This window comes from Streptomyces sp. PTL18 (genome assembly GCF_059510295.1).
Genome location: NZ_JCAJZO010000004.1, coordinates 239,770 through 263,863, shown reverse-complemented (window position 1 = coordinate 263,863; position 24,094 = coordinate 239,770). Strand labels below are relative to the sequence as shown.

20 protein-coding genes and 1 riboswitch are annotated in these 24,094 nt (G+C 71.6%); of the genes, 14 read left to right on the top strand and 6 right to left on the bottom strand.

Features of this window, described 5'->3' with window-relative positions:
• Positions 1-241: 241 nt before the first annotated feature.
• Positions 242-1,150, bottom strand: coding sequence for a helix-turn-helix domain-containing protein (locus AC5WS8_RS10235; RefSeq protein ID WP_496103000.1), 909 nt, complete (start codon positions 1,148-1,150; stop codon positions 242-244).
• Between the two features lie 112 nt (positions 1,151-1,262).
• Between AC5WS8_RS10235 and AC5WS8_RS10230 the strand changes: the two genes are divergently transcribed.
• The 4 genes from AC5WS8_RS10230 to AC5WS8_RS10215 all read left to right on the top strand — a co-directional run bounded on the left by AC5WS8_RS10230 (position 1,263) and on the right by AC5WS8_RS10215 (position 4,705).
• The gene (locus AC5WS8_RS10230) at positions 1,263-1,976 is read left to right on the top strand and encodes an SDR family NAD(P)-dependent oxidoreductase (RefSeq protein WP_496102999.1); all 714 of its coding nucleotides are present in this window, start codon (positions 1,263-1,265) and stop codon (positions 1,974-1,976) included.
• 58 nt (positions 1,977-2,034) lie between these two features.
• Entirely contained in the window at positions 2,035-2,886 is an 852-nt protein-coding gene (locus AC5WS8_RS10225; RefSeq protein WP_496102998.1) for an NAD(P)H-binding protein, read from the top strand.
• A 244-nt stretch (positions 2,887-3,130) separates the two neighbouring features.
• Positions 3,131-3,298, top strand: a complete 168-nt coding sequence (locus AC5WS8_RS10220) for a hypothetical protein (RefSeq protein ID WP_496102997.1) — start codon at positions 3,131-3,133, stop codon at positions 3,296-3,298.
• Positions 3,299-3,625: 327 nt separating this feature from the next.
• The gene (locus AC5WS8_RS10215; RefSeq protein ID WP_496102996.1) at positions 3,626-4,705 is read left to right on the top strand and encodes a CobW family GTP-binding protein; all 1,080 of its coding nucleotides are present in this window, start codon (positions 3,626-3,628) and stop codon (positions 4,703-4,705) included.
• A 1-nt stretch (position 4,706) separates the two neighbouring features.
• Here AC5WS8_RS10215 and AC5WS8_RS10210 read toward each other — a convergent pair whose 3' ends face one another.
• Positions 4,707-7,163: a DNA gyrase/topoisomerase IV subunit A gene (locus AC5WS8_RS10210; RefSeq protein ID WP_496102995.1), complete on the bottom strand. Its 2,457-nt coding sequence runs from the start codon at positions 7,161-7,163 to the stop codon at positions 4,707-4,709.
• A 333-nt stretch (positions 7,164-7,496) separates the two neighbouring features.
• On the opposite strand from AC5WS8_RS10210, the gene AC5WS8_RS10205 reads away from it, so the two are divergent.
• From AC5WS8_RS10205 to AC5WS8_RS10190, 4 genes are all read left to right on the top strand, one after another.
• Positions 7,497-8,855, top strand: a complete 1,359-nt coding sequence (locus tag AC5WS8_RS10205; RefSeq protein WP_496102994.1) for a M16 family metallopeptidase — start codon at positions 7,497-7,499, stop codon at positions 8,853-8,855.
• On the top strand, positions 8,852-10,240 hold the full coding sequence (locus AC5WS8_RS10200; protein ID WP_496102993.1) for a M16 family metallopeptidase: 1,389 nt from the start codon (positions 8,852-8,854) through the stop codon (positions 10,238-10,240). The genes AC5WS8_RS10205 and AC5WS8_RS10200 overlap by 4 nt, the downstream gene beginning before the upstream one ends.
• Positions 10,241-10,463: 223 nt before the next feature.
• Positions 10,464-10,614, top strand: a riboswitch (cyclic di-AMP (ydaO/yuaA leader).
• Between the two features lie 12 nt (positions 10,615-10,626).
• The gene (locus AC5WS8_RS10195; RefSeq protein ID WP_496102992.1) at positions 10,627-11,379 is read left to right on the top strand and encodes a M23 family metallopeptidase; all 753 of its coding nucleotides are present in this window, start codon (positions 10,627-10,629) and stop codon (positions 11,377-11,379) included.
• Positions 11,380-11,582: 203 nt separating this feature from the next.
• Positions 11,583-12,278: a GntR family transcriptional regulator gene (locus tag AC5WS8_RS10190; RefSeq protein ID WP_496102991.1), complete on the top strand. Its 696-nt coding sequence runs from the start codon at positions 11,583-11,585 to the stop codon at positions 12,276-12,278.
• 377 nt (positions 12,279-12,655) lie between these two features.
• On the opposite strand, the gene AC5WS8_RS10185 is transcribed toward AC5WS8_RS10190, so the two are convergent.
• The gene (locus tag AC5WS8_RS10185; protein WP_496102990.1) at positions 12,656-13,504 is read right to left on the bottom strand and encodes a LysR family transcriptional regulator; all 849 of its coding nucleotides are present in this window, start codon (positions 13,502-13,504) and stop codon (positions 12,656-12,658) included.
• A gap of 104 nt (positions 13,505-13,608) precedes the next feature.
• On the opposite strand from AC5WS8_RS10185, the gene AC5WS8_RS10180 reads away from it, so the two are divergent.
• A complete protein-coding gene (locus AC5WS8_RS10180; protein ID WP_496102989.1) occupies positions 13,609-14,352 on the top strand; it encodes an SDR family oxidoreductase in 744 nt (247 codons plus the stop codon).
• 433 nt (positions 14,353-14,785) lie between these two features.
• Here AC5WS8_RS10180 and AC5WS8_RS10175 read toward each other — a convergent pair whose 3' ends face one another.
• Entirely contained in the window at positions 14,786-15,067 is a 282-nt protein-coding gene (locus AC5WS8_RS10175; protein WP_103844608.1) for an HPr family phosphocarrier protein, read from the bottom strand.
• 156 nt (positions 15,068-15,223) lie between these two features.
• Here AC5WS8_RS10175 and AC5WS8_RS10170 point away from each other — a divergent pair, with 156 nt between their 5' ends.
• The 4 genes from AC5WS8_RS10170 (at position 15,224) to AC5WS8_RS10155 (ending at position 20,618) form a co-directional block, all read left to right on the top strand.
• Positions 15,224-18,037: a bifunctional acetate--CoA ligase family protein/GNAT family N-acetyltransferase gene (locus AC5WS8_RS10170; RefSeq protein ID WP_496102988.1), complete on the top strand. Its 2,814-nt coding sequence runs from the start codon at positions 15,224-15,226 to the stop codon at positions 18,035-18,037.
• Positions 18,038-18,088: 51 nt separating this feature from the next.
• On the top strand, positions 18,089-18,676 hold the full coding sequence (locus tag AC5WS8_RS10165; RefSeq protein WP_471432974.1) for a DUF5998 family protein: 588 nt from the start codon (positions 18,089-18,091) through the stop codon (positions 18,674-18,676).
• Complete coding sequence (locus tag AC5WS8_RS10160) at positions 18,676-19,866, top strand: alkaline phosphatase family protein (protein ID WP_496102987.1); 1,191 nt, start codon at positions 18,676-18,678, stop codon at positions 19,864-19,866. Before AC5WS8_RS10165 ends, AC5WS8_RS10160 begins: the two co-directional genes overlap by 1 nt.
• Before the next feature lie 101 nt (positions 19,867-19,967).
• Positions 19,968-20,618 (top strand): thymidine kinase, encoded by a 651-nt coding sequence (locus AC5WS8_RS10155; protein ID WP_496102986.1) that lies wholly within the window; start codon positions 19,968-19,970, stop codon positions 20,616-20,618.
• A 31-nt stretch (positions 20,619-20,649) separates the two neighbouring features.
• On the opposite strand, the gene AC5WS8_RS10150 is transcribed toward AC5WS8_RS10155, so the two are convergent.
• Positions 20,650-21,450, bottom strand: a complete 801-nt coding sequence (locus AC5WS8_RS10150) for a VOC family protein (protein WP_496102985.1) — start codon at positions 21,448-21,450, stop codon at positions 20,650-20,652.
• Between the two features lie 324 nt (positions 21,451-21,774).
• Between AC5WS8_RS10150 and AC5WS8_RS10145 the strand changes: the two genes are divergently transcribed.
• A complete protein-coding gene (locus AC5WS8_RS10145; RefSeq protein WP_496102984.1) occupies positions 21,775-22,629 on the top strand; it encodes a sulfurtransferase in 855 nt (284 codons plus the stop codon).
• Positions 22,630-22,734: 105 nt separating this feature from the next.
• Here AC5WS8_RS10145 and sepH read toward each other — a convergent pair whose 3' ends face one another.
• A complete protein-coding gene (sepH, locus tag AC5WS8_RS10140) occupies positions 22,735-23,766 on the bottom strand; it encodes a septation protein SepH (RefSeq protein WP_496102983.1) in 1,032 nt (343 codons plus the stop codon).
• Positions 23,767-24,094: the final 328 nt, after the last annotated feature.

Sequence of the window (24,094 nt, the reverse complement as noted above, 5' to 3'; positions counted from 1 at the left end):
CCGTTCGGAGCTGGACGCGGACGGAGCGAGCACGCCACCGCGGGACACCCGGGCCTCCTGGTGGTTCGTTGACCCGACATCACCGAACTGTGCGGGAGGCCCCTTACCCCTCTCCTATGTGCCGACTGCGGAGCGATCAGCCGAACGAGGCCGGTGCGCGCGGAAGTTCGTGCAGTAGCCATATCCCTCGGTTTGAAATCGCTTGTCAGGCGTGGCACACGTTGAGGTGAACGTTGCGGGCTCAGGCGGTCCCCAGGCCGCGATCCTTCGCGTGGGCGGGTGAGCTGGGGGTCGGCGAGGTCATGTCCTGGAGGCCGATGACGGTCAGGAGCCGGAGCCTGTCGGCGGCTTCGCTGTCGGGGGCCGCGGTGAAGACGATGATGCGCAGGTCCGCGCCGTGGAGGGAGAGCACGTCGCAGTCGAGTTCGATCGCGCCGACCTGCGGGTGGTCGATGATCTTGCGTTCGCCGGCGTGGTGCGCGACGGCGGAGCCGTCCCACAGTCGGGCGAAGTCGGTGTTCGACCGGCGCAGGTCGCTGATCATGGCGGACAGCTGGCGGTCGGCCGGGTAGCGCGAGGCGACGTCGCGAAGGTCGGCGACCAGGGAGGCTCGATGGTCCTCCGGGGAGGGGTGCCGGACCCTGCCGGGGTCGTTGTGGAAGGTGCGCCAGACCAGATTCGTCTCGCGGCCGGCGCGGCGTTGCGTGTCGCCGTGCAGGGCCGCCCACAGCTCGTTGTGCTCCAGCAGGGTCCAGGCCGCGTCGAAGACCGCGATCGGCGCGTCGGCCAGGCGGCTGAGCAGCCGTTGCACGGTGGGGCCGATCAGCTGGGGGACGGTCCCGTCGAGCTCGGCGGCGTGGCCGGCGAGGCGGCAGGCCAGCTTGAACTCGGCCTCGGTGAGTCGCAGGGCGCGGGACAGCGCCCGCAGGACGGCCGCGCTGGGGTGCGCGCGGCCCTGTTCGAGGCGTTTGAGGTAGTCGGGCGAGACACCGGCGAGCCAGCCCACCTCCTCGCGCCGCAACCCGGGCGTGCGGCGCGTACCCCGGGCGAAGGGAGAGCCGACATCTTCCGGGCGGAGCCGGGCACGCCAGGAGCGCAGCATCGTCGCCAGATCCGGTCCCTCGCTCACAGCTGCATTCTCGGTGGTCATGGCCTGATTGTCGACGCGCCGCCCGACTCCTTGGGTGGCCCGACCTGGGCCACGCTGCCCCGGCTCCCGCGGGCCAGACTCGATCTGGCGCCGCGAGAAAAGGAAGCCAGAGATGAACACTCCGACCACGGAGGCACCGCTCGCGCTGGTCACCGGCGGCAACAAGGGCATCGGCCTGGAGACGGTCCGGCGCCTGGTGGAGGCGGGGTACCGCGTCTACCTCACCGCCCGCAACCCCGACCTGGACAAGCCCGCCGCCGACGAGGTCGGCGCCCGGTTCCTGGAACTGGACGTGACCTGCGACGCGTCGGTCGAGCACGCCGCCGACTTCGTCGAGCAGGCCGAGGGCCACCTGGCCGTGCTGGTCAACAACGCCGGCATCACCGGCCCCGTGGCCGACGCGAAGGACTGCACCCCGAACGATGCCACCGCGGTACTGCTGACCAACGGCGTCGGCTACGTGCGCATGATCCACGCGTGCCTGCCGCTGCTCGAACGCAGCACGAACCCCCGCATCGTCAACGTCAGCAGCGGCCTGGGCTCGTTCGGCCTCTTCCACGACGACAGCCGGATCGAATCGCGCTTCGGCTCCCCGCTCTACGGCGCCTCGAAGGCCGCGATCAACATGCTCACCGCCCGCTACGCGCGGCTGCTGCCCCACATGCGCATCAACGCCGCCGATCCCGGCTTGTCCGCGACCGACCTCAGCGGCGGCCAGGGCCACTCCGTGAAGGACGGAACCGACGCCGTCATCGCCCACGCCCTCGACGGACCGGGCGGCGTGACCGGGACCTTCCGCGACCGCGACGGCGACCTGCCCTGGTAGCCGGGCTTCTCCCCTTCATCAATCGCTCCACCACCCATCGATCCCGAAAGGATCCGTCATGTCCTCCTTCCTCATCATCGGAGCCACCGGAAACGTCGGCGGGGCCCTGGTCACCCAGCTCCACGAGCAGGGCCACCACGTGCGGGCCCTGGTCCGCGGTGCCTCGCGCGCCGAACTGATCCCGGCCGGCGTCGACATCGCCGTCGGCGACCTGGACGACGCCGAGAGCCTGACCGAGGCCGCCCGCGGTGTCGACGGCGTCTTCTTCATGCAGCTCGCCCCGCTGCCCGCACAGGCCGAGAACATGATCAAGGCCGCCCGCACCGCCGGAGTGCGCAAGATCGTGGTGCTGTCCTCCATCGGTACCGTCCTGGAACCGCTGCCCATGATCGGATCCAGGATCGCCGCCCGCGACCAGGTCTTCCGCGACTCCGGGCTCGACGTCACCTACCTGCGCGCCAACACCTTGATGTCGAACGCGACGTGGTGGCTGCCCACGATCCGCGACGAAGGCCGCGTCTACGACGCGAGCGACCCCGGCAAGACCGTGCCCGTCGACACCTTCGACATCGCCCGCGTCGCCGCCGTCGCCCTCACCCGGGACGGCCACGCCGGCCGCGCCTACATCCTGGGCGGCCCGCAGGCGCTCACCGCCCGCGAGCAGGTGGAGATCCTCGCCGACGTCCTGGGACGGCCGATCGAGTTCGTGCCGGTCACCCCCGAGCAGTTCGCCCAGCGGAGCATCGAGCAGGGCACCCCACCCGAGATGGCCGCCGCCGTGCAGAACCTCAACGAGCTGTTCCGCGCCGGACGCGCCGGAGTCATCAGCGACGACATCACCAACCTCACCGGCATCGCCCCGCGGACCTTCCGCCAGTGGTGCGAGGAACACGCAGGCGAATTCCACTAAGACGCCACAACGGACGGCGGCGGGTCATGGCCCGCCGCCACCCCGGTTCGGCACGGAGCAGCCGGGTTGTTCTCCAGCACACCGGAAGGTGCCTGGCAGTGCACTCCCTTCCGTCGAAAAACCATCGTTTACTGAAGACTGGTGGGCGGACCGCCCGACAACCCCTCAGAACCTTCAAGAAGTCCTTCGAAAACCAAGGTGTTTCAAGAACCACGAGACACCCTTTTCTGTCGGAATCCCGGGCGTGAGCATCCCCTCGGAGCCCGACCCGTTCGACCTCCTCGTCGCCGAGCCCGCCCACCGCACCGAGATCCTCATCGGCTACGCGCGGGTGTCCACCGGCGGCCAGAACCTCGCGCTCCCTGACCGGGCGTCACTCCGATCACAGAGAGCTACTTGTCACTTCCCGTAGCTTCGGGAGAACAGGGCCCTGTCCCATGCCTCTGTGTGACCATGCCAACCCCGACTCAGGCGACCGTCCGCCGGTCGACGGGTGCGGGTCGACGGGTGGGGACCCGCGAGCGATGGGCGGCGCGCTTGCCGTCTCCCAGGGTGCCGAGCGGCTCTGATCGGCCGGGAGGCGGAGAGGAGGCTGGTTTCTCCGCACTCGTATCCTGGGTCGGCAATCAGTCCTGGTACGAGAGCCGACCCGCTTCGGCGCGAGCCGGTCCGCGAGCCGTCCCCGCACGCCCGCCGATCCGCGCGCCGGCGCACGCACGGGTGTGAGAAAGGGCGCACAGTGACCCAGTCGTCGAGTCCGCAGCAGATTCCGGTCGTCGTACTCGCCGGATTCCTGGGCTCCGGCAAGACCACCCTGCTCAACCATCTCCTCCACCACAGCGCAGGCAGCCGCATCGCGGCCGTCGTCAACGACTTCGGAGCCATCGAGATCGACGCGATGGCCGTCGCCGGGGCGCTCGGGGACTCCACCGTCTCCCTCGGCAACGGATGCCTGTGCTGTGCCGTCGACGCGAGCGAACTCGACCTCTACCTCGACCGTCTTGCCCAGCCCTCGGCCGGCACCGACGTCATCGTCATCGAGGCCAGCGGGCTTGCCGAACCCCGGGAACTCGTGCGGATGGTGCTCGCCAGCGAGCAGCCGCGCGTCGTCTACGGCGGACTCGTCGAGGTGGTCGACGCCGTCGAGTTCGACGCCACCCGCGACAGGCATCCCGAACTCGACCGCCATCTGGCCCTCGCCGACCTCGTCGTCGTCAACAAGACGGACCGGGCCGAGGACAGCGAGCGGGTCCTGCGGCTGGTGCGCTCGCTCGCCGACCGTGCCGCCGTCGTCCCGGCCGCCTACGGGCGCATCGCCCCGGAGTTCCTCTTCGACTGCCGGCCGGCCGAGGAGCGCATCGGGCAGCTGTCCTTCGACGACATCCCCCGGCAGGACGAGCACCACGACGCGCACCAGGCGCATCTGCACACCGCCTACGACAGCCTGTCCTTCCGCTCCGCCGTGCCCATGAACCCCCGCCGTCTGCTGGACTTCCTCGACAGCCGTCCCGAGGGCCTGTACCGGATCAAGGGGTACGTCGACTTCGGCCCGGCGGATCCGCGCAACCGGTACGCCGTGCACGCCGTGGGGCGGTTCCTGAGGTTCTACCCGGAGCCCCGGCAGGCCGGCGACGAGCGGCTCACCCGGCTGGTCCTCATCGGATCGGGTATCGACACCGCCGCCCTGGACAAGGAACTCCAGGCGTGCACGGACGACGCCCCGCACGCCGACGAGCACAGCATGTGGGGCGTCCTCCGCTATGTGCAGGACAAGGAGACCGCCGGGGCCCCCGCGGACCCCGCCGTTCTCGAGGACTGATCTACACCGGCCCCGCCACCGCCGCGACCGTCTTCGGCAGCGACACACCCGAGCCGTCGCGCCGCGGGTCGATCTCGGGCAGTTCGGCCGGCGTGCCGTTCTTCTGTGCGGCCCGGGCCGGGGCCGCGCCCGCCCACGCGAACGACAGGCAGTCCTCGCCCTTCAGGAACCGCTGGCATCGCACGCCGCCCGTGGCGCGGCCCTTGCGCGGGTACTGGTCGAACGGCGTCATCTTGGCCGTCGTCTGCACCGAGTCGTCCAGCGTGCCGCGCGATCCGGCGACCGTGAGGACCACGGCGTCGGCCGCCGGGTCCACCGCCGTGAACGAGATCACCTTGGCGCCCTCGGTCAGCTTGATACCCGCCACGCCACCCGCGGGACGGCCCTGCGGGCGGACCTGGGAGGCGGGGTAGCGCAGCAACTGGGCGTCGTCCGTGATGAAGACCAGGTCCTCCTCGCCCGTGCGCAGCTCCACCGCGCCGACGATCCGGTCGCCCTCCCTGAGAGTGATGACCTCCAACTCCTCCTTGTTCGCCGGGTAGTCGGGGACCACGCGCTTGACCACGCCCTGTTCCGTGCCGAGGGCGAGACCGGGGGAGGACTCGTCCAGCGTGGTCAGGCACACCACCGTCTCGTCCTCGGTCAGGGAGAGGAACTCCGAGACCGGCGCGCCCCCGGACAGGCTCGCGCGCGTCGCCGTCTCCGGCAGCTGCGGAAGGTCGATCACGTTCACCCGCAGCAGTCGCCCGGCGGACGTCACCACGCCCACCTCGCCGCGAGCCGTCGCCGGGACGACGGAGACGATCACATCGTGCTTGGCGCGCTTGCCGTCGGTGTCCTCCGCGAACGGGTCGTTGTTCGCGGTGCGCGCCAGCAGGCCGGTCGACGACAGCAGCACCCGGCAGGGGGCGTCCTCGACCTGCAGCGGGACCGTCGGGGCCGGGACACCGGAGGACTCCAGCAGCACCGTGCGCCGGTCGGTGCCGAACTTCTTGGCCACCACGGCCAGTTCGTTCGAAACCAGCTTGCGCAGCTCCGCGTCCGACTCCAGGATCCGGGTCAGCTCCTCGATCTCGGCATTGAGCCTGTCCTTCTCCGCCTCCAGCTCGATGCGGTCGTACTTGGTGAGGCGGCGCAGCGGCGTGTCGAGGATGTACTGCGTCTGGATCTCGCTCAGCGAGAAGCGCCGCATCAGGCGCTCCTTGGCCTGCGCGGAGTTGTCGCTGGAGCGGATCAGACGGATGACCTCGTCGATGTCCACCAGCGCCGTCAGCAGACCCTCGACCAGGTGCAGACGGTCGCGCTTCTTGCCGCGGCGGAACTCCGAGCGGCGGCGGACCACGTCGAAGCGGTGGTCCAGGTAGACCTCGAGCAGTTCCTTGAGACCCAGCGTCAGCGGCTGACCGTCCACCAGGGCCACGTTGTTGATGCCGAAGGACTCCTCCATGGGCGTCAGCTTGTAGAGCTGCTCCAGGACCGCCTCCGGCACGAAGCCGTTCTTGATCTCGATGACCAGGCGCAGGCCGTGCTCCCGGTCGGTGAGGTCCTTGACGTCGGCGATGCCCTGGAGCTTCTTCGAACCCACCAGGTCCTTGATCTTGGCGATCACCTTCTCGGGGCCGACCATGAAGGGCAGCTCGGTGACGACGAGGCCCTTGCGGCGCGCCGTCACGTTCTCCACGGAGACCGTGGCCCGCATCCTGAAGGTGCCGCGGCCCGTCTCGTAGGCGTCGCGGATCCCGGGCAGGCCCACGATCCGGCCGCCGGTGGGCAGGTCGGGGCCCGGGACGTGCTTCATCAGGGCGTCCAGATCCGCGTTCGGATACCTGATCAGGTGGCGGGCGGCCGCGATCACCTCGCGCAGGTTGTGCGGCGGCATGTTGGTCGCCATACCGACCGCGATCCCCGACGAGCCGTTGACCAGCAGGTTCGGGAAGGCGGCAGGCAGGGCCACCGGCTCCTGCTCCTGGCCGTCGTAGTTGGGCGCGAAGTCGACCGTGTCCTCGTCGATCGACTCGGTCATCAGACTCGTCGCCTCGGCCATCCGGCACTCGGTGTACCGCATGGCGGCCGGCGGGTCGTCGTTGCCCAGCGAGCCGAAGTTGCCGTGGCCGTCGACCAGCGGCACCCGCATCGAGAAGGGCTGGGCCATGCGCACCAGGGCGTCGTAGATCGACGCGTCGCCGTGCGGATGCAGCTTGCCCATGACCTCGCCGACGACGCGGGCGCACTTCACATAGCCGCGTTCGGGGCGCAGGCCCATCTCGTTCATCTGGTAGACGATCCGCCGGTGCACCGGCTTGAGTCCGTCGCGGGCGTCCGGCAGGGCCCTTGAGTAGATGACCGAGTAGGCGTACTCGAGGAAGGAGCCCTGCATCTCGTCCACGACGTCGATATCGAGGATCCTCTCCTCGTACGAGTCGTCGGGTGGCGGGGTCTTCGTGCTGCGGCGGGCCATCGCTGCCGGCTCCTTCACCGTCTGTGCTGGGCAAGAAAACGAATCTGACGCCGACCATTGTGGACCGAGGCACCGACAACGCGGAGCAGGGCCCGTCCCAGGGGACTGTGCACCGGCCCGCCGACGCTCGTCACCGCCCCGGCCCGAGCCGACGATCACCACCGTTCCCCGCCGCGTCAACGGCGAGCCTCCCCCACACCCCGTAATCGTGGTCTCGCTCTCGGCGTACGTCGCCCGGGAACTTCGCCACCGGTCGGCACGCTTGCATACAGTGACAGGACCGGCAGGAAACCGCGGGTTTCCGCGACAGCTTCCGCGATCGAAGGGACATACATGCCCATGGGTCACACGGCCACAGCCGAGGCAGGCTCCGGCGGCCTGACAGCGACCGAGCACCGCCTGGCCAACGGCCTGCGCGTGGTGCTCTCCGAGGACCACCTGACCCCGGTCGCGGCGGTGTGCCTCTGGTACGACGTCGGATCCCGCCACGAGGTCCAGGGGCGCACGGGGCTCGCCCACCTCTTCGAGCACCTGATGTTCCAGGGCTCCGCCCAGGTCAAGGGCAACGGCCACTTCGAGCTGGTGCAGGGAGCGGGCGGCTCGCTCAACGGCACCACCAGCTTCGAGCGCACCAACTACTTCGAGACCATGCCCGCCCACCAGCTGGAGCTCGCCCTCTGGCTGGAGGCCGACCGCATGGGCTCCCTTCTCGCCGAGCTCGACGACGAGTCCATGGAGAACCAGCGGGACGTCGTGAAGAACGAGCGCCGCCAGCGCTACGACAACGTTCCCTACGGCACCGCCTTCGAGAGGCTGACCGCGCTCGCCTACCCGGAGGGCCACCCCTACCACCACACGCCGATCGGGTCGATGGCCGACCTGGACGCGGCCACCCTGGAGGACGCGCGCGCGTTCTTCCGCACCTACTACGCGCCGAACAACGCGGTGCTGTCCGTCGTCGGCGACATCGACCCCCAGCAGACCCTCGCCTGGATCGAGAAGTACTTCGGGTCCATCGCCTCCCACGACGGCAAGCCCCAGCCGCGTGACGGCTCGCTGCCCGAGGTCATCGGCCGCGAGCTGCGGGAGGTCGTCGAGGAGGAGGTCCCGGCGCGCGCCCTGATGGCCGCCTACCGGCTGCCGCACGACGGCACACGTGCGTGCGACGCGGCCGACCTGGCGCTGACGATCCTCGGCGGCGGCGAGTCCTCCCGCCTCTACAACCGTCTCGTCCGCCGCGACCGCACCGCCGTCGCCGCCGGGTTCGGCCTGCTGCGGCTCGCAGAGGCACCCTCCCTCGGCTGGCTGGACGTGAAGACCTCCGGCGACGTCGAGGTGCCCGTCATCGAGGCCGCCATCGACGAGGAACTCGCCCGGTTCGCCGAGCGGGGGCCGACGGCCGAGGAAATGGAGCGCGCCCAGGCCCAGTTGGAGCGCGAGTGGCTGGACCGGCTCGGCACGGTCGCCGGCCGGGCGGACGAACTGTGCCGGTACGCCGTGCTGTTCGGCGACCCGCAACTCGCTCTGACCGCCGTCAAGCGCGTGCTGGAGGTCACCGCCGAGGAGGTGCAGGAGATCGCCGAGGCCCGCCTGCGCCCCGACAACCGCGCGGTGCTCGTGTACGAACCGGTCGCGACCGAGGCCCCGGAAGCAGCCGAGACCACCGACGAGACCGAGGAGTCGGCGAAGTGACCGAGCTCGCGACCATGGACTTCCACCCGCAGCCCCAGCCCGGCGAGGCCCGGCCCTGGGCGTTCCCGGCGCCCCAGCGCGGCACGCTCGACAACGGCCTGACCGTGCTGCGCTGCCACCGCCCCGGCCAGCAGGTCGTCGCCGTCGAGGTGCTCCTCGACGCCCCCCTGGACGCCGAGCCGGCCGGCCTCGACGGCGTCGCCACGATCATGGCGCGCGCCTTCTCCGAGGGCACCGACAAGCACTCCGCCGAGGAGTTCGCCGCCGAGCTGGAGCGCTGCGGCGCCACCCTCGACTCGCACGCCGACCACCCCGGCGTCCGCCTCTCCCTCGAGGTGCCCGTCTCCCGCCTCCCCAAGGCGCTCGGGCTGCTCGCCGACGCTCTCAGGTCGCCGGCCTTCGCGGACAGCGAGGTGGAACGCCTGGTGCGCAACCGCCTCGACGAGATCCCGCACGAGACGGCCAACCCGGCCCGCCGCGCCGCCAAGGAGCTCTCCAAGGAGCTGTTCCCGGCGGCCTCGCGCATGTCCCGCCCGCGGCAGGGCACCGAGGAGACGGTCGCGAACATCGACGCCGCCGCCGTCCGCGCGTTCCACGAGCGGTATGTGCGCCCGGCGACGTCCACCGCGGTCGTGGTCGGCGACCTCACCGGGATCGATCTCGACGCGCTCCTCGACGACACTCTCGGCGCCTGGACGGGGGAGCCATCCAAGCCGCGCCCGGTGCCCCCGGTGACCGCCGACGACACCGGCCGCGTGATCATCGTGGACCGTCCCGGCGCCGTCCAGACACAGCTGCTCATCGGCCGTATCGGGCCCGACCGCCACGACCGCGTGTGGCCCGCCCAGGTGCTCGGCACGTACTGCCTCGGCGGCACCCTCACCTCCCGCCTGGACCGCGTCCTGCGCGAGGAGAAGGGCTACACCTACGGGGTGCGGGCCTTCGGCCAGGTGCTGCGCTCCGCGCCCGACGGCACGGGCGCCGCGATGCTCGCCATCAGCGGCTCGGTCGACACGCCGAACACCGGCCCGGCGCTCGACGACCTGTGGAAGGTGCTGCGCACGCTCGCCGCCGAGGGCCTGACGGACGCCGAGCGCGATGTCGCCGTGCAGAACCTGGTGGGGGTGGCACCGCTGAAGTTCGAGACGGCGGCGGCCGTCGCGAGCACGCTCGCCGACCAGGTCGAGCAGCACCTGCCGGACCACTACCAGTCGACGCTGTATCAGGAGCTGGCCGCCACGGGCACGGTCGAGGCCACCGCGGCCGTGGTGAACGCGTTCCCCGTGGACCGCCTGGTCACCGTTCTGGTGGGCGACGCCGCCCAGATCAAGGAGCCTGTCGAGGCGCTCGGCATCGGTGAAGTCAGCGTCGTCGCAGCCGAGTAGAAAGCACGCACGCGCGCGTTTCTCGCGCCGTCCCGGGGGCCCCGGTGACCTTCCGTGTCATCGGGGCCCCGCCCGTCGGCGGGTTTGTCCGTATTGCCACAGAGGTTGCCTCTCTGCCCTGTGGGATGCGCTACAAACCCCGTTCTCTGTTTGCTGATTGAAAGCCGGTCCCCTTAGCTTCGTTCGGGCTGTTCGTCAGGCAGTGCGCCGCACCCGCGGCAGCGGACAGTCATCGCCGAGTCCCCGTACGGCGCGAGCCAGGGGAGCCGGGGACCCAAAACCACAGTCCCTGGGGTGAATCGGGCGCAAGCCCGTAGGAGACCTTCCTGCTCCGAACCCGTCAGCTAACCCGGTAGGCGAGAGGGAAGGAAAGGACCAGCCACTTCATGGCGTTCACCTGCGCCACCGGGAAGCACCGTCCCCCCAGCCGTGTGAAGCGTACGACTGCGAACGCCGTCGGCGTCGCCGCGCTCACCACCACCGGTGTCCTCGGCACCCTGGCCGCCCCGGCCCTGGCCGCCGGCGCCCCCGTCCAACAGACCGGACTGCTCCAGGCCGTCACCCTCGGTGACTCGGTCGCCGAGAAGATCGACGCACAGGCCGCCGTCCAGAAGCAGGCCGCCGAGCGGAAGCAGGCCGAGGAGGCCGCGCGCAGGAAGGCCGCCGAGAAGGCCCGGCAGGAGCGGGAGGCCAAGGAGCGGGCCGCACGCGACGCCGAGCGCAGGCGACTCAACACGTTCGTGCCGCCGATCTCCGACTCCTATGTGTCCACCGGCTACAAGACCGGCGGCTCCCTGTGGTCCTCCGGCGCCCACACCGGCATCGACTTCCACGCCGCCACGGGCACGCCCGTGCACGCCGTCGGCTCCGGCACCGTGGTCCGGACCGGCTGGGGCGGTGCGTACGGCAACCAGATCGTCATCAGGATGAACGACGGCACCTACACCCAGTACGGCCACCTGTCGTCCATCGGCGTCTCCGTGGGGCAGCGGGTCACCCCCGGCCAGCGGATAGCCCTCTCCGGGTCCACGGGCAACACCACGGGACCGCACCTGCACTTCGAGGCCCGTACCACTCCCGAGTACGGCTCGGACATCGACCCCGTCGCCTACCTCCGCGCGCACGGCGTGAACGTCTGACGGCCCGCGCCCGCGACGGGCGCGCCCGCACCCGACGGCCCCGGCTGATCAGCCGGGGCCGTCGTGGGCTTTCGAACGGCTGTGTGTCCAAAAAATATGCATGGATTTCAGCTCCCCGTCGGAGATTTTGGTCCGCTGCAATAGAGTCGGTTGAACACGCGCCAATCGCGTACGTTTCACGGGGATTAAGGCGGAGGTCGGTCATGCGTATTCCGGCGCACTCGGTCTGCACGGCGATCCGCGATGACATCGTCGCGGGTGTCTACGAGCGCGGCAGCCGGCTCACCGAGGAACTCCTCGCGCGGCGCTACGGCGTCTCCCGTGTCCCCGTGCGCGAGGCGCTGCGCACCCTGGAGGCCGAGGGCTTCGTCGTGACCCGCCGGCACGCGGGCGCGTGCGTGGCGGAGCCCACCGAACAGGAGGCCGCCGACCTGCTGGAGATGCGGATGCTGCTGGAACCGCTCGGAGCCGCGCGGGCCGCGCAGCGGCGCACCGAGGCCCACCTCAAGGTGCTGCGCGGCCTGGTCAGACTGGGCCAGGAGCGGGCCAGGAGGGGCAACAGCGAGGATCTGCGCTCTCTGGGCGGCTGGTTCCACGAGACGCTGGCGCAGGCCTGCGGGAGCCCCGCGCTGACCTCGACGCTCGCACAGCTGAGGCACAAGATCACATGGACGTACACGGTCGACGCGCCGGCCGACCCCGCGGAGTCCTGGGCCGAGCACGGCGGCATCGTGGACGCCGTCGCACGCGGCGACAGCGAGCGCGCGCGGGCGATCACGGCGCTGCACACGGAACGCTCGACGTCCGCGCACCGGCTCCGCTTTCCGGGCGGTCCGGACCGCCCGGAACGTGTGAGGACTTCGCAACACGGCGTAAACATCTCCGCGCTCCGGCATTAACACGGGCACCGTATACAAAGAGGGATATCCGGCGGGGCCTGTTTTCGGCTGCCTTTTTTGCGCACCTCCGAAAACTTTGGTGCGTCATTTCGGCGCGTCGCGACGACTTCATTCGGGCGCTGCTGAACAAGAACGCCTCACACCATGAGGTGATCGGTCCTGGTGGTGAGCCGAGGCGCGACAGGTGTCACCGAGGCAGGCTTGTTGTCACTTCGCATCGGAACCTGGCTGTGGTTCCGGCAACGCCGGTGCAGGCCGGTCCCCTCAACGCCGGTGCAGGCCGGTCACCTCGTACCGCACGATGTGTCGGGAACTGATGGCAGACCGGACGCTGTCCCCGAAATCCAGCACGGTGTCCCCGCGTTCACCGCCGCCGGTCACAGGGCAGTGGCGGCGCGGACCAGCCCCGCGACCGCCGTTGAGCGGCTGTGCGGGGGCCAGGCGATGACCGTGGTGACGTGGGGGGCGTCGGGGACCGGTACGGCGGTGAGGTCCTCGCGCAGGCCGGTGCGGCCCGACTCCGGCACGACCGCGCAGGCGCGGCCGAGGGCGATGAGCTGGGTGAGTTGCGTGTGGTCGCGCACCTGCGGTCCGGGGCCGTCCGGGAAGGTGCCGTCAGGGCGAGGCCAGCGGGGCAGGGGCAGGTCGGGAAGGTCGGTGACCTCGGCGAGCCGCACGTGGGGGCGGGCGCTGAGAGGATGACCCGCCGGGAGGATCGCGACCTGACCCTCGGAGTGCAGGGCCTCGGTGTCGAAGCCGGCCGTGTCGTCGAATGGCCGATGCAGCAGGGCTACGTCGGCCCGGCCGTCGTGCAGCAACCGTGCCTGCTCGCCCGGTCCGCACAGCACGACGTCCACGGCGACGGCGCCGGGCTCGGCGGCGTAGGCGTCGAGGAGTTTCGCCAGCAGTTCACCGGAGGCACCCGCCTTCGCGGCCAGGACCACGGCGGGCCGGCCGGCCGCCGCGAGGGCGGCCCGGCGGGTGCGCCGTTCGGCGGCCGCGACGGCGTCCAGCGCCGCCCGCGCCTCCCGCAGCAGCACCGCCCCTGCCCCGGTCAGCGTGACACCCCGGCTGCCGCGCTCCAGCAGGAGGGTGCCCAGGCGCCGTTCGAGCCCGCCGATCGCCCGCGACAGCGGCGGTTGGGCGATCCCGAGCCGCTGCGCGGCCCGGCCGAAGTGCAGCTCTTCGGCGACCGCGACGAAGTACCGCAGCTCACGTGTCTCCACCCCGCCAGCCTAACCGGGACGGCCAGGGGCGATACCCGGGCGGTATCGCCGTCCACCCAGTCGGTCTTGGACGCCCTGCCCGGCGGGGGAGAAGTATCGATGTCATGAGTGAGACGAACACCGTGAACCACCACAAGGTCGCGCTGGTGACCGGGGCCAACAAGGGCATCGGGTACGAGATCGCCGCCGGGCTCGGCGCCCTCGGATGGTCCGTCGGAATCGGCGCGCGGAACGAGGAACGGCGCGAGGCCGCCGTGGACAAGCTGCGCGCGGCCGGAGCCGACGCGTTCGGCGTGCCGCTGGATGTGACCGACGACGCCAGCGTGACAGCGGCGGCTCGACTGATGGAGGAGCGGGCCGGGCGGCTCGACGCGCTCGTCAACAATGCGGGGATCACCGGCGGCGGACCGCAGGAGCCCACCACGGTCGACGTGAACCGGGTACGGGCGGCCGTGGAGACCAACGTGATCGGCGTCATCCGCGTCACCAACGCCCTGCTCCCTCTGCTGCGCCGCTCGCCGTCGCCGCGGATTGTGAACGTCTCCAGCAGCGTCGGCTCCCTCACACTCCAGACCACGCCCGGCGCCGAGACGGGCCCCATCGCCATCGCCTACGCTCCGTCGAAGACGTTCCTCAACGCCGTCACCGTGCAGTACGCCAAGGAACTGGCCGACACCCACATCCTGATCAACGCCGTCTGCCCCGGCTACACGGCGACCGACCTCAACGGCTTCCGGGGAGTGCGCACCCCCCAGCAGGGCGCAGCCGTCGCGATCCGGCTGGCCACCGTATCGGCCGACGGGCCGACGGGCCGCTTCTTCGACGACGAGGGAGAGGTGCCCTGGTGACGCGCTTCCGGTTCGCGCCACCCCGGGGAGATGGCGCATGCGCGTCCTCGTGACCGGCGCCGTCACGCCATGTCGGTACGGCCGTCGAGCCCGAGCCGCCGGCGGACCACGAGGTGAGGGATCGAAAGGCACCGGGCGTCTGTGACAAGTGGCCTGCCTTCCAGGTGACCACCAGGCTGCTTCGGCCCGGCCCTTGCGGTTCAGGTACCCGGGCCGCAAGCCGGTCCCGGACCGGCAGGTGCTGTGCGGGAGTCGTTCCCAGCGGACGCGGAGTCGTTTCAAGCCGTGGCTGTTCGTGTCCGGTGCCGTTTGCCCCTGTGCCGTTCGCCCCTGCGGCGTCCGCGTACCGCTCGCGCGGGGTCCGGCACGCCGCAGAAGCCGCGTCGCCGGTCACGGCGACGCGGCTTGAAGCAGGGTGCTGCTTCCCGAAGGGTCAGACGGTCTCGGGGAGCTCCTCGAGACCCTCGGCGACCAGCTTGGCCAGGCGGTCGAGCGCGGCGTCCGCGCCCTCCGCGTCGGAGGCCAGGACGATCTCCTCGCCGCCCTGGGCGCCGAGGCCCAGAACCGCCAGCATGGAGGCGGCGTTGACGGGGGTGCCGCCGGCCTTGGCGATGGTCACCGGGATGCCGGAGGCCGTGGCTGCCCGGACGAAGATGGAGGCGGGGCGGGCATGGAGGCCCTCGGCCCAGCCGACGTTGACGCGGCGCTCAGCCATGTGTTGCTGCCCTTCAGGTGTTCCAGGGTTGTCTAGACCAGTTTTCCATATGTGAGGCCCACCCGGGAGGGCTTCGTGACGTCCTCCTGCGGGCCGGGCGTGGTCTCCTCAGCCTGCCCCGCGCCGCCTACGGACGCGAGCCTTACTCTTGGGCCCATGCAGAGCCCGTCGGACCGGCACGAGTACCCCGCCCACTGGGAGGCCGACGTGGTGCTGCGCGACGGCGGCACCGCGCGCATCAGGCCCATCACCGTCGATGACGCCGAGCGCCTCGTCAGCTTCTACGAGCAGGTCTCGGACGAGTCGAAGTACTACCGCTTCTTCGCGCCGTACCCTCGCCTGTCCGCCAAGGACGTCCACCGCTTCACGCACCACGACTTTGTGGACAGGGTGGGACTCGCGGCCACGGTCGGCGGCGAGTTCATCGCCACCGTACGCTATGACCGCATCGGCACCGACGGCCTGCCCGCCTCCGCGCCCGCCGACGAGGCCGAGGTGGCCTTCCTCGTGCAGGACGCGCACCAGGGACGCGGTGTCGCCTCCGCCCTGCTGGAACACATCGCGGCGGTGGCGAGGGAGCGCGGCATCCGCCGGTTCGCCGCCGAGGTGCTGCCCGCAAACAACAAGATGATCAAGGTGTTCACCGACGCCGGGTACCAGCAGAAGCGCAGCTTCGAGGACGGTGTCGTACGCCTCGAGTTCGATCTGGAGCCCACCGACCGGTCGCTGGCCGTGCAGCGCGCCCGGGAGCAGCGGGCCGAGGCGCGGTCCGTGCAGCGGCTGCTGGCACCCGGCGCGGTCGCCGTGATCGGTGCCGGCCGTACGCCCGGGGGAGTGGGCCGCAGTGTTCTCGACCATCTCAGGGACGGCGGGTACACCGGCCGCCTGTACGCCGTGAACCGGGCGTTCGCCGCGGACCGGAAGGAACTCGACGGCATCCCCGCGCACCGCTTTGTCCGCGAGATCGCCGGACCGGTCGATCTCGCCGTCGTGGCCGTGCCCGCCGAACACGTCCCCGAGGTCGTCACCGAGTGCGGCGAGCACGGGGTGCAGGGGCTCGTGGTCGTCTCCGCCGGGTATGCGGAGAGCGGGCCCGAGGGGCGGCAGCGGCAGCGCGAGCTGGTGCGGCAGGCGCGGTCGTACGGCATGCGGATCATCGGGCCGAACGCCTTCGGGATCATCAACACCTCGCCGCAGGTCCGGCTCAACGCCTCCCTCGCCCCCGAGATGCCGCGCCCCGGGCGCATAGGGCTGTTCGCCCAGTCCGGCGCCATCGGCATCGCCCTGCTGTCACGGCTGCACCGGCGCGGTGGAGGTGTGACCGGGGTCACGGGCGTCTCGACCTTCGTCTCCTCGGGGAACCGGGCGGACGTGTCCGGCAATGACGTGCTCCAGTACTGGTACGACGACCCGGACACAGACGTGGCTCTGATGTACCTGGAGACCATCGGCAACCCGCGCAAGTTCACCCGCCTCGCCCGGCGTACGGCGGAGTCCAAACCGCTGGTCGTGGTGCAGGGCGCCCGGCACGGGGGCGCGCCGCAGGGGCATGCGGTACGGGCCACCCGGCTGCCGCACGCCACGGTGTCCGCACTGCTTCGGCAGGCCGGGGTGATCCGGGTGGACACGATCACGGAACTGGTGGACGCAGGCCTGCTGCTGGCCCGCCAGCCGCTGCCCACCGGACCCCGGGTGGCGATCCTCGGGAACTCGGAGTCGCTGGGGCTGCTGACGTACGACGCCTGTCTCACGGAGGGCCTGCGGCCCTCACCGCCGCTGGACCTCACGACGGAGGCGTCGGCCGAGGACTTCCACCGGGCGCTGGTCGGCGCGCTGGCCGACGACTCCTGCGACGCCGTCGTCGTGACGGCGATACCGGCGGTGGGGGAGACGTCCCCGGGGGACGCCGAGTTGGCCGAGGCGCTGCGGTCCGCCGCTGCGGCGGCTCCTGCCAAGCCCGTTCTCGTGGTGCACGTGGAACTGGGCGGGCTGGCGGAGGCACTGTCCGCCGCCGCGAGCACGGGGCCCCGGGCCGGCACCGCAGAACGGCTGCAGAACGAGGTCGCGGACGCGGTACGGCCGCCTGCGACCGAGGCACCGCCCGACTCCCGCCTCATCCCCGCCTACCCCGCCGCCGAGCGCGCCGTCCGGGCCCTCGCCGAAGCCGTCAGGTACGCGCAGTGGCAGCGGGAGGCCGCCGAGCCCGGCAAGGTCCCCGAGTTCGACGACATCGACGAGAAGGGCGCCGCCGAGCTGATCCACCACCTGCTCGCACGCGGCCAGGGGCTCACGCCGGGCACCGAGGAGACCTGCGACCTGCTCGCGCGCTACGGCATCCGCGTCCGAAGGGCGCTGCCCGCTCCCACCCCCGAGGCCGCTGCCGAGGCCGCCCGCACGATCGGCTACCCGGTGGCCCTGAAGGCCACCGCCCCGCATCTGCGCCACCGTGCCGACCTCGGTGGCGTACGCCTCGACCTCGCCGACGAGGAGCAACTGCGGCGGGCGTACGCCGAGTTGACGTCCCTGTTCGGAAGGCCGGAGGAGCTGCGGCCGGTCGTGCAGGGGATGGCACCACGCGGCGTCGACACCTTTGTACGGACGGTCATCGATCCGGCGGCCGGGGCCGTCCTGTCGTTCGGGCTCGCCGGGGCCGCTTCCCAGCTGCTCGGCGACATGGCACACCGGCTGATTCCGGTCACCGACCGCGACGCCACCTCTCTGGTCCGGTCGATCCGGACGGCCCCGCTCCTGTTCGGCTGGCGCGGCTCCGATCCCGTGGACACCCCGGCCCTCGAAGAGCTCATGCTGCGCGTGTCGCGGCTGGTCGACGACCATCCGGAGGTCGTCGCGGTCACCCTGGAGCCCATAGTGGTCGCCCCGCGCGGCCTGAGCGTGCTGGGCGCCACCGTCCGCCTAGCGCCCCCGCCCGCGCGCGACGACCTCGGCCCGCGCAGGCTCCCCGTGTACTGAGGGGCGGCGAGCGGTGCCTCCGAGTCAGTGTCCCCCCGTAGGATGGACCCCATGGCCAAGACCAGTACGACGACCCAGGGGCTGCGCACGGCGATCGAGCGCAGCGGCTACTACCCGGCGCTCGTGGCCGAGGCGGTGGAAGCCGCGGTGGGCGGCGAGCCCATCCGGTCGTACCTGGTCCACCAGGAGACCACCTTCGACGCCAACGAGGTGCGCCGGCACGTGACCGTGCTGGTCCTCACCGGCACCCGCTTCATCGTCAGCCACACCGATGAGCAGGCCGCGGACGACACCTCACCGACGCCGTACGCGACGACCTCGACGGAATCCGTGAAGCTCGGCCGGATCGCGTCGGTCGTGCTCAGCCGCGTCGTCGCCAACCCGGAGTCGTACACACCGGGCACGCTGCCCCGCGAGGTCGTCCTGACCATCGGCTGGGGCGCCGTCTCCCGTATCGACCTGGAACCCGCCGCCTGCGGCGACCCCAACTGCGAGGCCGACCACGGCTACACGGGCAGTTCGACGGCGGACGACCTCAGCCTGCGGGTCAGCGAGGCCGGGGACGGCCCGGAGACGGTGCGCCAGGCGCTCGCCTTCGCGCAGGCCCTCTCCGAGGCGACCGCGGACGATTCCCGCTGATGGCACTTCCCGCCTGGGCCGACCACCCGGAGCCGCTGGCCCTCGGCTCCGCGCCCGTCCCCGAGTACGGCTCCGGCTCGCTGGCCGACCTCCTGCCCACCCTGGCGGCGGGCATGGGGGTGCCCGGCCAGAGCGCCGCCATACCGGAACTGACCGCCGCCGACCGCAACTGCGTCTTCCTGATCGACGGGCTCGGCTGGGAGCAGTTGAAGGCGCACCCCGCGGACGCGCCCTTCATGACCTCGCTCCTGGCGTCCTCCCGCGGCGGCACCGGTCGGCCGATCACCGCCGGCTACCCGGCGACCACGGCGACCTCACTGGCCTCCGTCGGCACCGGTCTGCCCCCGGGCGCCCACGGCCTGCCCGGCTACACCGTGCGCAACCCCGAGACCGGGCAGCTGATGAACCAGCTGCGCTGGCAGCCGTGGACCGCGCCGCAGGTCTGGCAGCCGTACCCCACCGTCTTCCGGCTCGCCCACGACGCCGGTGTGCACACCGCCCAGGTGTCCTCCCCGGCGTTCGAGAACACCCCGCTGACCAAGGTCGCGCTCAGCGGCGGAACGTTCCACGGGAAGCTGACCGGCGAGGACCGCATGGACCTGGCGGCCGAGCAACTGGCCGTCGGGGAGCGCGCCCTGGTGTACACGTACTACTCGGAGCTGGACGGTGCCGGCCACCGTTTCGGTGTCGACTCCGACACCTGGCGCGGCCAGCTCATGCACGTCGACCGGCTGGTCCAGCGCCTGGCCGAGCAACTGCCGCCGCGCACCGCCCTGTACGTGACCGCCGACCACGGCATGCTCGACATCCCGTTCGACGAGCGGCACCGCATCGACTTCGACGAGGACTGGGAGCTGCGCGCCGGCGTCGCCCTGCTGGGCGGCGAGGGGCGAGCACGACACGTCTACGCGCTGCCGGGCGCCGAGAACGACGTCCTGACCTGCTGGCGCGAGGTCCTCGGCGAGCAGTTCTGGGTCGCCTCGCGGGACGAGGCGATCGCGGCGGGCTGGTTCGGCCCGCACATCGACGACCGCGTCCACGCACGCATCGGTGACGTGGTCGCGGCGGCCCGTGACGACGTGCTGATCATCGCCTCGGAGCGGGAGCCGAAGGAATCGGCCATGGTCGGCAACCACGGCTCGATGACGGCCGTCGAACAGCTGGTGCCCCTGCTGGAAGTCCGCACCTGACCGTACATCCGACCGCCACCTGAGCGCGGCGCGTCCCGCGCGCCCAGTACGCTCCTGACGTCCCGTACGCCTCCGCGCCGCCCGAAAGGCCTCAACCACCCATGCCCGAGCTGGTCTTCTTCTCCGGAACGATGGACTGCGGGAAGTCGACACTGGCTCTGCAGATCGAGCACAACCGCTCCGCGCGCGGCCTCGTGGGCATGATCTTCACCCGCGACGACCGGGCCGGCGAGGGCAAGCTCTCCTCCCGCCTCGGTCTGGTCACCGACGCGGTGGAGGTGGCCGACGGGCAGGACCTGTACGCCCACGTCGTCGACCATCTCTCCCAGGGCGGGCGAGCGGACTACGTGATCGCGGACGAGGCGCAGTTCCTGGCACCGGGGCAGATAGACCAGCTGGCCCGCATGGTCGACGACCTCGGCCTCGACGTCTACGCCTTCGGCATCACCACCGACTTCCGCACCAAGCTCTTCCCCGGCTCCCAGCGGCTGGTGGAGCTGGCCGACCGGGTCGAGGTCCTCCAGGTGGAGGCGCTGTGCTGGTGCGGCGCCCGCGCCACGCACAACGCCCGCACGGTGGGCGGCGAGATGGTGGTCGAGGGAGCCCAGGTCGTCGTGGGCGACGTGAACCAGTCGGCGGACGAGATCGGCTACGAGGTACTGTGCCGCCGCCACCACCGGCGCCGTATGACGGCGGCCGCCGCCCGCGCGGCGGCCCTCTCCCCGGACGTCCTGCCGGTGCCGTCCACCTGACGCCCCGGCGATTCACCCGTCAGAGGCAGGCTCAGTCGAGCGGGCTCACCACCGAGAACGTCGCACCCTCCGGGTCCGCGACCGTGACCGTACGGCCCAGGGCGCTGTCGCAGCCGGGACGCACGACGTGCCCGCCGAGCTCGGTGACCCTCCCGGCGGCCGCGTCGGCGTCCTCCACCTGGAAGTACGTCATCCAGTGCGGGCCCCGGTCGCGCGGCAGGTCGGACCCGACGCCGTGGATCGCGGCGACCGGACGCCCCTCCACGCGCAGGGTGCGGCGGTCGGGGCCCGCGGCCGCGGGCTCCTCCTCGTAGCCGAAGACGGTCCGGTAGAACGTGGCGACGCTCTCCGTGTCGTAGGTGAACAGCTCGTTCCAGACGGGGGCGCCGGGGACGCCCGTCAGGCCCGTGCCGAGATGACCGGCCGCCTGGCAGATGCCGAAGACCGCGCCCGCCGGGTCGCAGGCGATCGCCAGCCGCCCGGCCTCGGCGGCGTCCAGGGGGCCGACCCCGACGGTGCCGCCACAGCTGCGGATCGTCTCCGCGGTCGCGTCCACGTCGTACGAGCCGAGGTACGGCGTCCAGGCGATCGGAAGGTGGCGGTCCGGCGGCAGCAGACCGATGCCCGCCACCTCCTGGCCGTGCAGCAGGGCCCGCACATAGGGCCCGAATCGCCGCGGTTCCGGGTGGAACTCCCAGCTGAACAGCGCCCGGTAGAACTCCTGGGTCGCGTCCATGGTGTGCACCATCAGACTCACCCAGCAGGGTGTGCCGGGCGCGTGTCTCTCGTGCGCCGTGCCGGTCAGTCCCGCCGACCCCGGTGCCTCGATCATCGTCATTCTCTCCTCGGCCCTTCGTGGTGGCCGTTCAGCTTCCGCGGCGTGCAGCTGTGCAGGGTGGGCGCGCGTGCACGGTCAGTGCCGATGGTCGCACCACCGGTCGCACCACGGGCTCCGGCCGCGCCGTGCGCTGTGGCGCCTTCCGGCCGCAGGGGGCTCGAATGGGACGGTGGTCGCGCGTCGCGGTGTGTCGCCGTGTGCGGTCCGTCGACTGTACGGGATGTACCCGATCGCGTACAGGGGGTGATCGAACCTGTCCGGCGGAGCAGACTAGCCGGAGCTGGGCGACAGGGCCACCCCGTGCGCGAGGATGGGGGCATGAAGGCCATCATCTCCGCATCCGAACTCGCGAGCGAACTGGCGGGAGCGCGGCCGCCCACGCTCCTGGACATCCGCTGGCAGCTGAGCACCGCGACGGCGGCCGGCGCCGCTCCGTACGACGGCCGTGCCGCGTACGCGGAAGGGCACATCCCGGGCGCCGTCTTCGTCGACCTGGACGCCGATCTCGCCGGTCCGCCGGGGCCGGAGGGCCGGCATCCGCTGCCCGGCATGCAGCGTTTGGGTGCGGCGATGCGGGCCGCCGGTGTCTTCGCGGACCGGCCGGTCGTGGTGTACGACGGCGGGCCGGGCTGGGCCGCGGCGCGCGCGTGGTGGCTGCTGCGCTTCACCGGCCATCCGGACGTGCGGGTACTCGACGGCGGTCTGCCCGCCTGGGAGGGGTCCCTGGCCTCCGGGATCGAAACGGCGCCCGAGCCGGGCGACTTCCGGCCCGTGCCGGGCGCGCTGCCGTTGCTCGACGCGGACGGCGCGGCGGCGCTCGCCCGGACGGGGCTGCTCCTGGACGCGCGGGCCGGTGAACGTTACCGGGGCGAGGTCGAGCCGATCGACCCGATGGGCGGGCACATTCCGGGCGCGGTGTCGGCGCCGACGGCGCAGAACCTGGCCGAAACAGGCCACTTCCTGCCCCAGGAAGAACTCGCCGAGCGCTTCAAGTCCCTCGGCGCCACCGAGGGAACCGAGGTCGGCGTGTACTGCGGCTCGGGCGTCTCCGCCGCCCAGGAGGTGCTGGCGCTGACGCTCGCGGGCATCCCGGCCGCTCTGTACGTGGGTTCGTGGTCGGAGTGGTCGTCGGACGGCAGCCGCCCCGTGGCAGTGGGCCCCGACCCGCAGTGACCGCGGCGGCGGGGTGTGCGCCGCCATGACGTGCACCCCGCCCACCGGTCCGGCTCCGGCCGGATCCCACAAGGGCCCGATCCCCCAAGTCCGGCTCCGGACCGGTTACTCCTGCTTCTTGCGGCGCGTACCGAACACGATTTCGTCCCAGCTCGGAACCGCCGCCCTGCGGCCCGGGCGGACACCGTCCGCCTCGGCCTGGCGGTCCGTCGCGCCGATCAGCCGGTCGCGATGGCTGCCGACCGAGCGCGGCATGAGAACGTCCGCGTACGCGGACCCGGCCGAGGCCGCGGGAGGCTCCTCCGCCGCGGGCTCCTGGACGGGCTCCTCCTGCTCCTCGACGGGCCGTTCGGGCACCACCAGGTCGCCGCGGAAGCTCGGCACCGCCTCCAGGAGACTGGTGAGCGAGTCGCGTTCCCCGGTGCTCTCCTCCAAGGGTTCGGACGCCTGCGCGGGCAGCGCGGGACGGTCCGTCTGCCGCTCCGCGCCGCGGTCCAGCCGGCCCTCGCGGGGCAGACGGGCGATCCGTGGCACGAAGGGGTAACTCGGCTCGGGCGCCGCGAGGTCGTCGGACTCGCCGATCAGCGAGCGCGCCTCGTCGTCGACTGCCTGGACGAGCCGCCGGGGCGGGTCGTAGGTCCAGGTCGCCGAGTGCGGTTCGCCCGCCACCCGGTAGACCAGGATCACCTCCCAGGTGCCGTCGTCGCGGCGCCAGGAGTCCCACTGGACGGTGTCCTTCTCCGCGCCGCGCAGCAGCAGCCGCTCCTGGACGGCCTCGCCCAGCTGGGGGCCGGTGTTCTCGCCCGGCCTGCGCACGGGTGTCTTGCGGGCCCGCTCGGCCATGAAGGCGCGCTCGGCCAGGACGGGTCCCTCGAAGCGGCGAACGCGGTCGACGGGAATGCCGGCGAGCTGGGCGACCTCCTCCGCGGACGCGCCGGCACGTATACGGGCCTGGATGTCGCGGGGGCGGAGATGGCTCTCCACCTCGATCTCGATCTGGCCGAGGCGGGGACGGTCGCCGCGCACGGCGGCCCGGAGTCGTTCGTCGATCGGAAGCGTGTACTCCGTGCTGTCCGCAGCCTTCAGCACCAGCCGTGTGCCGTCATTGGAGACGGCCACGACACGCAGTTCGGGCATGGGGACCTCCCGGGTGGTGCCTGCCGACGTCACGTGCGTCGCTGCTTCCGCTAGTCGAGTGTGGCCTGCCCGGGTGCAGCCTGCCACAACCTTGCCGAGTTGCCCGGCGTGTCGGGCGTGGGCCCTGGGTCGCCGTTATGGCACGGTTACCTATTCGCAACGCAAAGTGACCAACTCCGTCACCCTGTGCAACTAGCCCCCTCCCGGCGGTCCAGCAAGGCCCCGGACGCCCTGGCGGGAGACCGGACCCAGGGTTCGCAACAGTACTCCATTCGGGCCACGCGCGTGGATCGGCACGCCGCCCAAGTTCTGGCAAGGGGTACGAGTT

What these genes read in the sequence shown, in the direction of transcription:
- AC5WS8_RS10165 (WP_471432974.1), top strand. Translation starts at nt 18,089, where the DNA reads ATGGCCAAGACCAGTACGACGACCCAGGGGCTGCGCACGGCGATCGAG.
- AC5WS8_RS10235 (WP_496103000.1), bottom strand. Translation starts at nt 1,150, where the DNA reads ATGACCACCGAGAATGCAGCTGTGAGCGAGGGACCGGATCTGGCGACG.
- AC5WS8_RS10195 (WP_496102992.1), top strand. Translation starts at nt 10,627, where the DNA reads ATGGCGTTCACCTGCGCCACCGGGAAGCACCGTCCCCCCAGCCGTGTG.
- AC5WS8_RS10205 (WP_496102994.1), top strand. Translation starts at nt 7,497, where the DNA reads ATGCCCATGGGTCACACGGCCACAGCCGAGGCAGGCTCCGGCGGCCTG.
- AC5WS8_RS10155 (WP_496102986.1), top strand. Translation starts at nt 19,968, where the DNA reads ATGCCCGAGCTGGTCTTCTTCTCCGGAACGATGGACTGCGGGAAGTCG.
- AC5WS8_RS10210 (WP_496102995.1), bottom strand. Translation starts at nt 7,163, where the DNA reads ATGGCCCGCCGCAGCACGAAGACCCCGCCACCCGACGACTCGTACGAG.
- AC5WS8_RS10225 (WP_496102998.1), top strand. Translation starts at nt 2,035, where the DNA reads ATGTCCTCCTTCCTCATCATCGGAGCCACCGGAAACGTCGGCGGGGCC.
- sepH (WP_496102983.1), bottom strand. Translation starts at nt 23,766, where the DNA reads ATGCCCGAACTGCGTGTCGTGGCCGTCTCCAATGACGGCACACGGCTG.
- AC5WS8_RS10190 (WP_496102991.1), top strand. Translation starts at nt 11,583, where the DNA reads ATGCGTATTCCGGCGCACTCGGTCTGCACGGCGATCCGCGATGACATC.
- AC5WS8_RS10160 (WP_496102987.1), top strand. Translation starts at nt 18,676, where the DNA reads ATGGCACTTCCCGCCTGGGCCGACCACCCGGAGCCGCTGGCCCTCGGC.
- AC5WS8_RS10230 (WP_496102999.1), top strand. Translation starts at nt 1,263, where the DNA reads ATGAACACTCCGACCACGGAGGCACCGCTCGCGCTGGTCACCGGCGGC.
- AC5WS8_RS10145 (WP_496102984.1), top strand. Translation starts at nt 21,775, where the DNA reads ATGAAGGCCATCATCTCCGCATCCGAACTCGCGAGCGAACTGGCGGGA.
- AC5WS8_RS10175 (WP_103844608.1), bottom strand. Translation starts at nt 15,067, where the DNA reads ATGGCTGAGCGCCGCGTCAACGTCGGCTGGGCCGAGGGCCTCCATGCC.
- AC5WS8_RS10170 (WP_496102988.1), top strand. Translation starts at nt 15,224, where the DNA reads ATGCAGAGCCCGTCGGACCGGCACGAGTACCCCGCCCACTGGGAGGCC.
- AC5WS8_RS10150 (WP_496102985.1), bottom strand. Translation starts at nt 21,450, where the DNA reads ATGATCGAGGCACCGGGGTCGGCGGGACTGACCGGCACGGCGCACGAG.
- AC5WS8_RS10180 (WP_496102989.1), top strand. Translation starts at nt 13,609, where the DNA reads ATGAGTGAGACGAACACCGTGAACCACCACAAGGTCGCGCTGGTGACC.